This is a genomic window from Microbispora hainanensis (assembly GCF_036186745.1).
Classification (GTDB): Bacteria; Actinomycetota; Actinomycetes; order Streptosporangiales; family Streptosporangiaceae; genus Microbispora.
This window is the reverse complement of record NZ_CP108086.1, coordinates 5956345-5969099: the sequence shown is the minus strand read 5'-3', so window position 1 is coordinate 5969099 and position 12755 is coordinate 5956345. Positions and strand designations below refer to the sequence as shown.

Genomic DNA, 12755 nt, shown 5'->3' with positions numbered 1-12755 from the left:
GCCCCCGGCGCCCTCTACGACACCCCCGCTCCTACAACAGGGCGCGCTCCGGCTCGACGGCGGCGCGGGTGGTGAGGTGGTGACGCAGCCGCTCGCCCTCGACGTCGAGGTCGGGAAGCGCCCGGTCCAGGACGCGGGGCAGCCACCATGCGGCGCGGCCGAGCATGGACATCACGGCGGGGACGAGGGTCATCCGGACCACGAAGGCGTCCACGAGCACACCGACGGCCAGCGCGAAGCCCATCGACTTGATGATCGGGTCGTTCATGAACACGAACCCGCCGAACACCGCCGTCATGATCAGCGCCGCGGCGGTGACCACCCGCGCGTTGTGCCCCATGCCGTTGATCGTCGCCTGGCGGGGAGTGTCGCCGTGCACGTAGTCCTCGCGCATCCGCGAGACCAGGAACACCTCGTAGTCCATGGCCAGGCCGAACAGGATGCCGATGAGCAGGATCGGCAGGAAGCTCACCAGCGGGCCCGGCACGTCCACGCCCAGCAGACCGGCCAGGTGACCCTCCTGGAAGATCCACACGGTGATGCCGAAGGTCGATCCGACGGTGAGCAGGAAGCCCAGCGCCGCCTTCACCGGCACCAGGATCGAGCGGAAGACGAGCATGAGCAGCAGCACCGACAGGCCGACCACCAGCAGCAGGTAGACCGGCATGGCGTCGGCGAGCTTGTCGGAGACGTCGATGCCCACCGCCGTCGCGCCGGTGACGGCGATCTCCGCGCCGCCGATCGTGGCGACCTTGGCGCGGATGGCGTGCACGGCGTCCTCGGTGGCCGCGGCGGTGGGCCCGGCCTTGGGGATGATGGTCAGCAGCGCGGTTGTGCCCGCGGCGTTCGGCTGCGGCGGGGCCACGGCCAGCACACCGGGGGTCTGCTGGATCAGCTTGGCGGCCTCCCCGGCGGCGGCCGTCGTGGCCGCGCGGTCGGCGGCGGTGACCACGGCGATCAGGCGGGCGTTGAAGCCCTCGCCGAACCCCTCGCTGGTCAGGTCGTACGCCTCGCGAGCCGGAGTGCCCGGGGCGGCGGTGCCCGCGTCGGGCAGGGCCAGCCGCAGGTCCTGGGCGGGCAGCGTCAGCGCGCCGAGGCCGAGGACCCCGGCCAGCAGGATCGGCACGCGCAGCCGGGTGACCACCCGCCCCCAAGTGTGTCCGAAGCCGGCGTGTCCGAAGCCGGCGTGGCCGAAGCCCCGGCCGCCCGCGTCCGCGTTTTCGCCGGTGCGCTGCTTGCGGGGCAGCACCCGGGCCCCGGCGTACGACAGGAAGGCGGGCAGCAGCGTGAGGGCGACCAGCACGGCGACGGCCACGGTGCCGGCGGCGGCCAGGCCCATCACGCTCAGGAACGGGATGCCGACCACCGACAGACCGGCGAGCGCGATGACCACGGTGGCCCCGGCGAACACGACGGCCGATCCGGCCGTGCCGACCGCCCGGCCCGCGGCCTCCTCCGGCGCCACGCCCTCGGCCAGGAACTGGCGGTAGCGGGAGGTGATGAACAGCGAGTAGTCGATGCCGACGGCCAGGCCCAGCATCAGCGCCAGCACCGGCGTGACGGAGGTCAGCTCGACGAGGCCGCTGAGCGCGAACAGGCCGCCCATGCCGGCCCCCACGCCGATCAGCGCGTTCAGCAGGGTCATCCCGGCGGCGACCAGCGAGCCGAAGGTGACGATCAGCACCACCGCGGCGATCACGACGCCGATCCCTTCGGACCCGCCCACCTCCGGCGCGGCGTTCAGGACCTCGCCGCCGTGCTCGACCCGCAGCCCCTTGGCCGATGAGCCGGCCTTCAGGTACGCCGCGCGCTGAGCCTCGGTGACGTCCTTGGCCCCGCGGTCGAACTGCACCTGCACCAGGGCGTAGCGGCCGTCGGCGGAGACGGCGCCGGACTTGAAGGGGTCGAGGGCGGCGACGACGCCGGGGATGCCGGCGGCCTCCTTGACCACCGGTGCGACCTCGGCCGGGTCCAGCTTCCGGCCCTGCGGAGCGGCGACGACGATGGTGCCGGTGGCACCGCTGGCCTGCGGGAACTCCTTGGCCAGGGCGTCCAGCGCCCGCTGCGACTCGGTGCCGGGCATGGCGAACTTGTCGCCGGTCGGGCCGTGGAACGCGGCGGCGGCCAGGCCCAGGACCACGAGGAGCAGCAGCCACACGGCGGCCACGCGCCCGCGTCTGCGGAAGGAGAACCGGCCCAGCCGGTACAGCAGGGTTGCCACAGCAGATCTCTTTCTTCGGGAGGTCAGTCGGCCGGCAGGCCGAGCGTGCGCGACGCACCGCGGGTCAGCTCCGCGCGCAGCGTCTCGTCGGGGAGCGCGAGCTCGCTGGCGCTGGTCAGGATGATCCCCAGCATGGCCATCCAGGCCCAGACCCGGGCCTGGGGGGCGGCCGAGCGGCCGGCCAGGGCGTCCGCCAGCCGTTCGGTCAGGCCGTCCACGTCCGGCAGCTCCGGCCGGTTGATCAGCGCGTCGACGTCCTGCAGCAGGATCTTCACCTGCAGCCGGAAGCGCAGCGACAGGTCGACGAGCCCGGCGACGGCGGCACGGGCCGCCTCCTCGCCGTCGAGCCCGGCGATCCTCTCCTCCAGCGCGGCGAACTCCGGCCCGACGGGGGCCAGCAGCTCGGTGAGAATCGCGTCCTTGTTCGTGAAGTGGTAGAGCAAGGACGCCTTGGAGCAGCCCGCGTCCGTGGCGATGTCCTGCAGGGAGGTGCCGCGGAAGCCGTGCGCGGCGAACAGCCGCACAGCCGAGTCCAGGATGTCCGCCCGCGTGGTGGTTGCGGAACGTGCCATGCGGACACCCTAACTGACCGATCGGCCAGCTTTTGACCGATCGGCCAGTAATCGACCCCGAGCCGCCCACCTGCGCCCCATGCCGGCCGCCGCCCGGCACCTCTCAGCACCCTGTACAGCAGGTCTCCGTCGGCCCCCTATCCGCTGAACGCTGACCAGCTAGGCGGCCGACGCCCCCTTTCCCTCGGCGATCTGAGGCTCCAACCCTTCGCTTCGCACGGTTGTCACTCGCTCACAGAGTGTGAGAGAATCCATACATCAGTTCGAATCGAGCGAGGAGGGTGTGGTGGATCTGTTCGACTTTGATCCTGAGCGCCTTCGTCATTCGAACGATGCCGACGGTGAGTGGTGGGACCGTCTGATCGCCAATTCCCCACTGTGGTCGTCCGACGGCTCGTCCGCCCGCGATCCCTTCCCGATCATCAACTTCGGGCCCCGGCAGCGCGCCGACGCATCTGTTGTCGAGAGCGTGGACGACCCGAGCGCGGACGCCCCAGGCACGCATACCGACAGGGCAGATAGCGACGGCGCGGATGCCACGAGTGGGGCGGCCACCGGTACGTATGCCGCTGGCATGAGCGGTGCTGGCACGGACGGCGCTGACGCGAACGCCGTGTGTTGGACCGCCGACAGCGCGGGATCTGACGCGGGCGCCGCCCGTGGGGCTGCCGATCGTGCGGCTGCCGCCGGTGCGGACGCCGCTGGCGCGTATGGCGCTCGCGCGCACGCCGCGCGCGGGGCCGCCGACAGTGCGGCATTCGCCGGTGCGAATGTGGGTGGCGCGAACGGCACTGGCGCGAATGCCGCCCGTGAGACTGCCGAGGACGCGACTCCCGCCGGTGCGAATGGCTCCGGCTCTGGCGCTAGCGCGGATGGCACTGGCGCGGCCGGCTCGGGTGCGGGCGCAGGTGCGGGTGCTTCCGGCGGTGTGGGCGGGCGTGATCGTGGTCGTGGCCGTGGTCGTGGTCGGGGTCGTGTGCGGTCGTCGTGGGTGGTGGTGGGGTCGGTTCGTGAGGTGGCCCAAGAGCTGGCGCTGACCCCGCTGCCCGACGACGTGGACATGTGCCTGGCCGAGGCGGAGGAGTTGCTGTTCGCCCGCGACCGGATCACCAGCGCCCTGGCCGACCGGGTCGGCCGGGTCCACCGAGCAGGGCAGGCCAGGCAGCATGGGCATGCCTCCACCCGCTGCTGGTTGCGCACCAGTGGGGGGATGACGGTGGGCGGTGCGGGCCGCCTGCTCACCCTCGGCGCGGAGCTGCCGCGCCTCCCCGTCGTGCGGGAGAAGTTCGCCACGGGTGAGCTGGCGGCCGGGGTGGTGGAGGCCATCTGCGCCGCTGTCGCCGGACTAACCGACGAACAGGCCGCGCTGGCCGAGCCGATCCTGGTGGACCTGGCCAGTAAAGCGGGGGCGGCGGAGGTCGCCAAGGCCGGCCGCCATCTGCGGGCGGTGCTGGACCCCGATGGGGAAGAGCGGGATGAGCGGGCCGATTACGGGAGGCGGTTCCTGCGGGTCCGCCCGGGCAAGGGCGGCGGCGTGGAAGGAGAGTTCTACCTGCCGCGTGAGGCCGGCGCCCGGTTGATGACGTTGTTGCAGGCGTACGCCAAGCTGAGGGCGCAGGGGGATGACCGCCCGCTGACGGTACGTCAGGCGGACGCCTTGATCGCCCTGCTGGAGCAGAAGATCGCCGCTGAGCTCCTCGTCGTGGTCAGCGCCGAATCCCTCCCCACCGACCCCGAAACCACCGACCCCACCGCCGACCCGGCTACCGAAGACACCGACCCGGCCACCCAAGACCCCGCCGACCCCGCCGCCGACGACACCGACCCCACCGACCCCACCGACCCCACCGACCCCACCGACCCCACCGACCCCACCGACCCCACCGACCCCACCGACCCCACCGACCCCACCGACCCCACCGACGACAACCCATACCCCGCCGACCCGGCCACCCAAGACCCCGCCGACCCGGCCACCCAAGACACCGCTGCCCCTGCCGCCGATGACGACGTCAGCGACCATCTCGTAGACCTCGGCGACAGCGCGCCCAGCGACTACCTTCCCGACACCGCCGGGACCACTGACGAGCCGAGCCAGGCCGACGACACCGCCGACCACGTCGACGACACGCGGGACGCCGAGGGCTTCGGGGAAGGCCGGGACGACACGGGCGACTCTGCTCCCGGCGAGGCCGGGGCAGATGCCGGTGCGGAGAGCGCCGACGACACCAACGCCTACGCCCCCGACGCCACCGGAAGCGCCGACGACCTGAGCCGGGCCGATGACGCCGTTTCCGGCGCGTTGGGCGACCCCGGCGCTGCGGGCGGCGCTGACGACCCCGACATCCCGGAGGAGTTCGACACTGCCGAAGCTGAGGCCGAGGCGGATGCCGGTGCCGGGAGCGCCGATGACACCGCCCCTGCACCCGCCGAGGCCGACGACGTCAGCGACGACCTCGCGGACCTCAGCGACAGCGCCCTCAGCGGCCACGCTCACCACGCGACCGGAAACCCCGAGGCCCCGAACGAGACCGTTGTCACCGGCGACTGCGACGGCGACGCCGAAAGCACCGACTCCTCAACCGACTCCCCCTATGCCACGAGCGGGCTTCGCGACGGGGAGTCTCGCGGCTGTGGAGCCGGTGAGCGCGGGACCGGTGAGCGCGGGACCGGTGAGCGCGGGACCGGTGAGCCTGGGGCCGGTGAGCGGCGGCCCGGCGAGTGCGAGCCGCGCGACACCGTGAACACCGCCACTGCCGAGGGCGACCACACCGCGAACGCCGCCTCCCCCAAGGGCGACGAGACCATCAGCACCCGCTCTGCCGAGCGCGACGAGACCGCGCTCGGCAAGGGCAGAGACGGCGACCGCGCCGCGACTCAGGCAAGAGCACCGCACGCCACCCGGCACGCGTCAGCATGCCCAGCCGACGGTGGCGAGCATGGGCCCACAGCACCTTCGCACGCTGCACCTTCGGACACAGTACCTTCGGGCGCGACGGCTTCGGACGCACAACCATCGCAGGCAGCGCCTTCGGAGGCGGCGCCTTCGGAGACAGCGCGGCCGGATCCTCCGCCCGAGGACGCCTCCGCGCCTCACACCCACGCCGGGCCTCGGCCTGCGGGGGACTACCGGCATGGCCAGGGCACGTGCCGGTGCTGCGGCGAGGCGCGCTGCTCCCGCGCGACGCAGGCGCCCGGGACGCCGGGACTGTCGGGAGCGACACCCGGCGGACCTGGACCGGAGCAGAAGACACCACCCAGGAGGGCATCAGGAACAGCACCAGGAGCCGGGCGTCGGACGCTGGGGACGGCGCAAGCAGCGGCGCAGGGGGCGTCATCGGGAGCAGCTCCGGGAGGGGCGGCAGGCACGCTCCCCGGGACGGCGCAGGAGGCTGCGCAGGGAGCGGCTCCGAGTGCGTCGGCGGGCACGATGCCCGGGGCGATCCTGGGGTCGGCGCTGGGAGCGTCGGCAGGCGCGCTGCTGGGGGCGTCGTTGGGAATGGCACCGGGGACAGCGCCGGGGTTGCTGCTGGCGACCGGGCAGGTGCTGCCCGTCTCCAGCGTGCACCGCCTCGCCCGCACCTCGACTCTGGTGCGGATCGTCATGAACGCCGACGGGCAGGTGCTCGACATGGGCCGAAAAGTCCGCCTGGCCACCCCCGCCCAACGCAGGGCCATCTACGCCCGCTACGCCACCTGCTGGATCGACGGCTGCCCGCTCCCGGCGACCATGTGCCAGATCGACCACGCCGACAACTGGAGCACCGGCGGCCTGACCGACCTGAAGCTGCTGGGCCCGGCCTGCCAGTTCCACAACCGCGACCGCTACCAGCACCCCGAACGCTACACCCGCCGCAACGTAGGCGAAGACCGCTGGGCCTTCACCTACCACCGGATCGGGAGCAGACGGCCGCGCGTCTAACTCGCTTGGTGAAGGGGCTGGAACTGGACACTGAGCCGGACCTCAAGGGCTTCGGCGAGACGCTCCAGCATGGGAAGGATGGGCATGGTGCCGCCGGCCTCGAAGCGGGCGACAGCAGGTTGCTTGAGACCCGCGCGCTCGGCCAGCTCCGTCTGCGTCAGGCCGAGCTCCTCCCGACGTCGCCGCACCGCGTCACCGAGTTCGAAGCGGAGGCGAGCGGCCTCATAAGCGGCTCCGGTGCCTGGACGACTCATGATCTCGGCGCGTTTGTCCGACCATGCCTTGCGCTCGCCCATGTCGATCACTCCCCGTCCGCCGTGTGCGCCTCCGCGATACATCGCCGCATCGCCCGCACAGCTCGCTCGATCTCGGCCATCTCCCGCATCCGCTGTTTGTACAGTCCCTTTGCGGAAGGCCGTAAGCAGAATGATGCGTCTTCCCGGCGCGATCCAGTAGGTGATGGGAACCGCGTCCCGGAAGAGATGGAACCAAAGGTTCGAGCAGCGGGCAGCCCACGCCGCTTCTAAGACGTGGGCTGCTGCGATCTTGTCTCAGTCGAGCAGCATGGTGCCGGTCCGGCCTGCGACGGTGATCGGGCTCTGGGGCTGCGGCCTTCCGCCTGTGTCAGCGGGCTTCGAGGTTGCCGTGCGCCTCGATGGAGAGGTCCTGCCAGTCGGACCAGGTCTTGAGGCGGGCGGCGTATGCCTGCTCGATCAGCGGGTGGAAGCCCTTGCCGAACAGCACCCGCAGCGGCGGGTTGTCGGAGTCCACGAGCTTCAGCAGTGCCTGCGCCGCGGCGGCCGGGTCGCCCGCGGGCAACTTCCCGGTCAGCGCCCCGAGGCGCTGACGGAGACCGTCGTACGCCGGGTCGGGCGTGGCCATGTGGCCGTTGGCCAGCGGGTCGGGGTTGTTGCCGTTCCGGGTGGCGAAGCCGCCGGGCTCGATGATGGTCAGCTTGACGCCGAACTCGGCGACCTCGCCGGCGAGCGCCTCGTTGAGGCCCTCCAGGGCCCACTTGGAGGCGTGGTACGCGCCGCCGAGCGGCATCGCGATCACCCCGGCGGCCGAGGACAGCTGGATGATGTGCGCCGAGCGCTGCTCGCGCAGGTGGGGCAGCGCGGCCTGGACCACCCAAACCGCGCCGAACAGGTTGGTTTCGAGCTGGTCGCGCAGTTCCTGTTCGGTGAGCTCCTCGATCGCGCCGACCTGGGCGTAGCCCGCGTTGTTGACGATGACGTCGAGCCGCCCGAAGTGCTCCTTGGCGCGCCGCACGCTCTCGAAGACGGCGGCCCTGTCGGTCACGTCCATCTCCAGGAGGAGCACCGCGTCCCCATAGGTGTCGGCCAGCGCCTTCAGGCTCGCGGTGTCGCGGGCGGTGGCGGCGACCTTGTCGCCGCGCGACAGGGCGGCCTCCACGAAGTTGCGGCCCAGGCCGCGGGACGAGCCGGTGACGAACCAGACCTTCTGCATGGCGTGCTCCTTGTTGCTGCGTTCAGCCGTTACAACCCCCTGGACGAGACGGCCGGCGCAGACATGAGATCGCCCGAGTGTGACCTGCGGCACAATGTCACCTTTGTCCGGCATGGTGATATCAATGGTCGGCGTGACCCGCGTCGAGGAGTTCCAGGAACTGAGGCCGCTGCTGTTCGCGATCGCCTATCGCATCCTGGGCAGCGTGAGCGAGGCCGAGGACGCGGTGCAGGAGGCCTGGCTGCGCTACGAAGGCTCCGCGACCCAGGCCGAGTCGCCCAAGGCGTTCCTGTCGGCGACGGTGACGCGGATCTCGATCGACGTGCTGCGCTCGGCCCGCGTGCGGCGCGAGGCGTACGTCGGGCCGTGGTTCCCCGAGCCACTGCTGACCGACCCCTACCAGGACCCTGAGCGGTCGGCGGAGCTATCCGACTCGTTGTCGATGGCGGCGCTGATCCTGCTGGAGCGGCTCAGCCCGCTCGAACGCGCCGTCTTCGTGCTCCGTGAGGTGTTCGCCTTCAGCTACCGGGAGATCGCCGACGCGGTGGAGCGGTCGGAGGCGGCCTGCCGCCAGCTCGCGCTGCAGGCGCGCCGTCACATGGACGCGGGCAGGCCCCGCTTCGAGGCGGATCGCCAGGCGCGCGACCGGCTCGCCGGGCGGTTCCTCCACGCGATGCGGGAGGGGGACGTCGCGGGGCTGCGGGAACTGCTGGCCGCCGACGTCCAGCTCGTCAACGACGGCGCCGGCAAGATCGGGAGCACGATCCCCCTCTTCGGCGCCGCGAGGGTCGCCCGGGTGCTGTCGGTCACCATCCCGCCGTTCGCCCGGATCGGCGCGGTGCTGGAGGCGCACGAGGTGAACGGCCAGCCTGGCTTGATCATCCGCGACCGCGAGGGCCGCGTCTTCAACGTCTGGACGTTCGACATCCTCGACGGACGCATCCAGACCATCCGCTCGATCGTCAATCCCGACAAGCTCGCCCACCTCGGCCCCGTCGCCGACGCCCACGCGGTCATCCGCGAGAAGAAGCAGACCCGGCGCGACCAGCGGACCTCTTGATCGGCGGGCGACCACAGCGGCGATCCTGGCGTTGTCGGCCGCGCTGCGGCACCGCCGTCCGACGCGGCCCCCGCACGCGCCGGACGGCGAGAGGCGCTCCGGCCGGCGCGGTGACGCGGGCGCCGGAAACGGCGAGCCCGGCCGGAGAGCTCAAGGATCTACAGGTCGAGCAGGTCCGCCGACACCTGCCAGAGGAGGGTGGCGGCCTCCGGGTCGACCGCGTACGCCGCGACGCCCCGGCCCTCGCCCGACTCGACGACCTCCGCCTCCTGGTTGTCCTCGAAGTAGCGTCCGCTGACGCCCTCGACCAGCGGCGAGGCGGCGAGCAGCACGGAGGTGGCCGCGCCCTGCTCGGTGTTCTTCCACGTCACGCCGGTCGAGCTGCCCAGCGCGCGGCGACGCTCGATGTAGTCGGGCTCCAGGTGCCGCTGCAGGCCGGTGGGGATGCCACCGGGCATGAGCGCGTTGACCGCGATGCCGTCGCCGGCCCACCGCCGGGCGGCCTCGACCGCGAACAGCACGTTGGCCGTCTTCGACTGCCCGTACGCGAGCCACGGGTCGTACGGGCGCTCGTTGAAGTGGATGTCGTCGAAAACGACCGGCGAGCGCAGGTGGGCGCTGGAGCTGACCGACACGACGCGGGCGCCGCCGGCCGCGGCGAGCGCCGGGCGCAGGCCCGTGGCCAGCGCGAAGTGACCGAGGTGGTTGGTCGCGAACTGCAGCTCCCAGCCCTCCGGCGTCCGCGTCTCCGGGCAGGCCATCACGCCGGCGTTGTTGACCAGGATGTGCAGCGGCCCTTCCCACGCCGCGACGAACGCCGCGACGGAGGCCCGGTCGGCGAGATCCAGCGGCGCGACGACGACGGACGCTCCTGAGGTCGTGGCGGCGATGTCGTCGGCGGTCCGCTTGCCCGCGTCGAGGTCGCGGACCGCGATCGTCACCTCCGCGCCCGCCGCGGCAAGCGCCCGCGCGGTCTCGACGCCGATGCCCGACGCGCCGCCGGTCACGATCGCCCGCCGCCCGCGCAGGTCGATCCCCTCCATGACCTCGGCCGCGGTGGACTGCCCATTGAACGGCGTGGTGAACGGCGTGGTGATGCGGGTGGTCTGAGTCATGTTCGTCCCCGTCCCCTACGGCGGCGGCCCTTCTGGGGCGCCGGCCGCGGCCTACCGCAACGAGCTGGCGAAGCTGTGCGACGCGGCGGCCGAGCTCGTGGCCGAGATGCCGCCCGACGAGGCGATGCGCACCTGGATGGACCGTTTCATCGACTACCTGGCGACCAAGCGGGGCATGGCCGACGCCCTGCGGGCAGTGATCGCCTCCGGCTCGAACCCGTACGCGCAGAGCCGCGACCGGCTGCTCGGCGCGATCGGCACGCTGCTCGACGCGGGCGCGGCGACCGGGGTCCTGCGGCGGGACGTGCCACCCGAGGACGTGCTCACCGGCGTGAACGGCATCTGCCTCGCCGCCGGGGAGGCCGCCCAGCGCGAGCAGGCCGGGCGCCTGCTCGACCTGCTGATGGACGGCCTGCGCCGCGGGGCGCCGGGCGCGCCGGCCTGAGCAGAGGGCCTGCGGCACTCACACCCGGTGCCAGCGGGCCTCCGCGAAGCAGTAGACGGCGAACAGCACCAGGCCCACGGCGACCACGACGAGCAGCCAGGGACCGGCCGGGGTGTCGGCGAGCGCCTTCACCGCGCCGTCGACGCCGGCCGCCTTGCCGGGGTCGTACGTGAGGGCGGCCCGGCCGATCAGGACGCCGGCGGCCAGCGCGATGACGCCGCGGGCGATGTAACCGGCCTTGCCGAGCTTGACGACGACACCACGGGCCCGGGGCTCGGTCACGTTCATGTCCTTCATGAACTTCGCGGTCCAGCCCGCGTAGATCCAGAAGGCACCGAGGGCGAGCACGCCGAGCGCCATCAGGCCGACCAGGAACTGCCCGCCCGGCAACTCGAACAGCGTCTTGGTGACGTCCTGCGACTTGCTGTCGGACGAGGAGGCCGGCTGGTTGCGCGTGAGCAGCGCCACGATCGAGAACACCAGGGCGGCGTAGACGACGGCCTTGGCCGCGGCCTGCACGCGTTCCTTGACCCCGGGAGTGCCCCAGACGGCCTCGGAGACCTGCCAGATCGTCAAAGCGGCCAGGCCGGCCGCCATGACCCACAGCAGGGGGTCGCCCAGGGGCGCGTCGCGGACGATCTGGAGCGCGCTGCTCTTGTCGGCCTGCCCGCCGCCGCCGAAGGCGATGTGCAGCGCGACCAGGCCGATGATCGCGTAAAGGACGCCCCGGGCGGCGAACCCGGCCTTGGCGAGCCTCTCCAGCACGGGGTGATCGGCCGCTCTGCGGGCCGCCCCCTCGAGACGGCGGCCGGCCTGATGCGCGGTCGTCATCGCGGCTCCTCTCCTCACGATCGGTCCGGGTGACCGGTCACCCACTGGGCGGTCACCTACTGACCAGGGAGAGGAGGATCAAACATCGGCCAGACGCAGGGCCTCCGCCGCGACGGCGTGCCGGAGGTCGCGGATGCCGGGGCGGCCCCGCAGCGGGTGGACGTTGTTGGTGAGCAGCACGACGGTCAGCCGGCGGACGGGATCGACGACCAGCGACGTGCCGGTGAAGCCCGAGTGGCCGAACGCGCCCGCGAGGGGCCCCACGGTGGCCGGGTCGTCGATGCGCACGCCGAGCCCCTGCCGGAAGGCGGCGCCGGGCACGCCCTGGTCGCGCAGCATCTCGGCGGTCCAGGAGGGCGACAGGACCGGCCCGCCGCCGGTGCGCAGCGCCTCGCCGAAGCGGGCGAGGTCGGCGGCGGTGGAGAACAGCCCGGCGTGCCCGGCCACGCCGCCCAGCGCGTGGGCCGTCTCGTCGTGCACCTCACCCCGCACGCACGTGCCACGTTTGAACTCGGTGGCGACGGCCAGGCCCGGCTCGACCGGCCCGTACGTCGTGGTGCCGAGCCCGAGCGGCCCGGTGACCCGTTCGCGCACGAGCACGTCCAGCGGCGCGCCGCCGGCGGCCTCCGCCACCCGCCCGGCCGTGATCATGCCGACGTCGGAGTACCGGTGCGTCCCCGGCGGCCCCTGCACGGGCGTGGACAGCACCAGATCCCAGCGGGCGTCCTCCGGCTCCTTCTCCACCCGGCGGCTCGCGGGCAGGCCCGCCGAATGCGTCAGCAGGTGCCGCACGGTGATCTCGGGGCGGTGCCCGTAGAACCGGGGCAGCCGTACGGCCACCGGCTCGTCGAGGTCGAGCACGCCCTCCTGAGCCAGCGAGACCAGCACCGTGGCCGTGAACAGCTTGGTCACGGAGGCGAGGTCGAACAGCGCGTCCATGGTCACGGCCGGTCGTTCTGGCAGCAGTTCCCCGGACGGGTCGGCGTATCGCACGGCCTCGCCCACGGCGGCCTCGGCGACCGTGCGCCCGTCAAGGGCGATCACGGCGACCGCCGCCGAGGCGACCTCGGGCACGGCCGCCCGCAGGACGTCTTCGAGCGCGGACATCCCGTCAAGAGC

At 72.6% G+C, this 12755-nt stretch carries 11 protein-coding genes; 4 read left to right on the top strand and 7 right to left on the bottom strand.

All coding sequences use genetic code 11. From position 1 onward, the window contains the following. Nucleotides 1-31: 31 nt before the first annotated feature. Both OHB01_RS27540 and OHB01_RS27535 read right to left on the bottom strand, forming a co-directional pair. Nucleotides 32-2221 carry an MMPL family transporter gene (locus tag OHB01_RS27540; RefSeq protein ID WP_328854166.1) on the bottom strand — a complete coding sequence of 730 codons (2190 nt, stop codon included), beginning with the start codon at nt 2219-2221 and terminating at the stop codon, nt 32-34. Nucleotides 2222-2244: 23 nt separating this feature from the next. Further along, nucleotides 2245-2793: a TetR/AcrR family transcriptional regulator gene (locus OHB01_RS27535; protein ID WP_142648804.1), complete on the bottom strand. Its 549-nt coding sequence runs from the start codon at nt 2791-2793 to the stop codon at nt 2245-2247. An 872-nt stretch (nt 2794-3665) separates the two neighbouring features. On the opposite strand from OHB01_RS27535, the gene OHB01_RS27530 reads away from it, so the two are divergent. Together OHB01_RS27530 and OHB01_RS27525 are read left to right on the top strand one after the other, a co-directional pair. Next, a complete protein-coding gene (locus OHB01_RS27530; RefSeq protein WP_328710197.1) occupies nt 3666-3830 on the top strand; it encodes a hypothetical protein in 165 nt (54 codons plus the stop codon). Further along, nucleotides 3809-6715, top strand: a complete 2907-nt coding sequence (locus tag OHB01_RS27525; protein ID WP_328854165.1) for a DUF222 domain-containing protein — start codon at nt 3809-3811, stop codon at nt 6713-6715. Before OHB01_RS27530 ends, OHB01_RS27525 begins: the two co-directional genes overlap by 22 nt. Here the strand turns inward: OHB01_RS27525 and OHB01_RS27520 are convergent. Both OHB01_RS27520 and OHB01_RS27515 read right to left on the bottom strand, forming a co-directional pair. Continuing rightward, on the bottom strand, nt 6712-7011 hold the full coding sequence (locus tag OHB01_RS27520) for a helix-turn-helix domain-containing protein (RefSeq protein WP_142648807.1): 300 nt from the start codon (nt 7009-7011) through the stop codon (nt 6712-6714). The genes OHB01_RS27525 and OHB01_RS27520 overlap by 4 nt on opposite strands. A 328-nt stretch (nt 7012-7339) precedes the next feature. After that, the gene (locus OHB01_RS27515) at nt 7340-8185 is read right to left on the bottom strand and encodes an SDR family NAD(P)-dependent oxidoreductase (protein WP_142648808.1); all 846 of its coding nucleotides are present in this window, start codon (nt 8183-8185) and stop codon (nt 7340-7342) included. 124 nt (nt 8186-8309) lie between these two features. On the opposite strand from OHB01_RS27515, the gene OHB01_RS27510 reads away from it, so the two are divergent. Further along, nucleotides 8310-9245 (top strand): RNA polymerase sigma-70 factor, encoded by a 936-nt coding sequence (locus tag OHB01_RS27510; protein WP_205830453.1) that lies wholly within the window; start codon nt 8310-8312, stop codon nt 9243-9245. 158 nt (nt 9246-9403) lie between these two features. On the opposite strand, the gene OHB01_RS27505 is transcribed toward OHB01_RS27510, so the two are convergent. Then, on the bottom strand, nt 9404-10360 hold the full coding sequence (locus OHB01_RS27505) for an SDR family NAD(P)-dependent oxidoreductase (RefSeq protein WP_142648809.1): 957 nt from the start codon (nt 10358-10360) through the stop codon (nt 9404-9406). Between OHB01_RS27505 and OHB01_RS27500 the strand changes: the two genes are divergently transcribed. Then, nucleotides 10359-10805, top strand: coding sequence for a hypothetical protein (locus tag OHB01_RS27500; protein ID WP_205830454.1), 447 nt, complete (start codon nt 10359-10361; stop codon nt 10803-10805). The two genes, OHB01_RS27505 and OHB01_RS27500, sit on opposite strands and share 2 nt — an antisense overlap. 18 nt (nt 10806-10823) lie before the next feature. Here the strand turns inward: OHB01_RS27500 and OHB01_RS27495 are convergent, their stop codons facing one another. Both OHB01_RS27495 and OHB01_RS27490 read right to left on the bottom strand, forming a co-directional pair. Continuing rightward, nucleotides 10824-11636 carry a DUF1206 domain-containing protein gene (locus tag OHB01_RS27495; protein ID WP_142648810.1) on the bottom strand — a complete coding sequence of 271 codons (813 nt, stop codon included), beginning with the start codon at nt 11634-11636 and terminating at the stop codon, nt 10824-10826. Between the two features lie 78 nt (nt 11637-11714). Beyond that, nucleotides 11715-12743: a serine hydrolase domain-containing protein gene (locus OHB01_RS27490; protein WP_142648811.1), complete on the bottom strand. Its 1029-nt coding sequence runs from the start codon at nt 12741-12743 to the stop codon at nt 11715-11717. Nucleotides 12744-12755 lie beyond the last annotated feature (12 nt).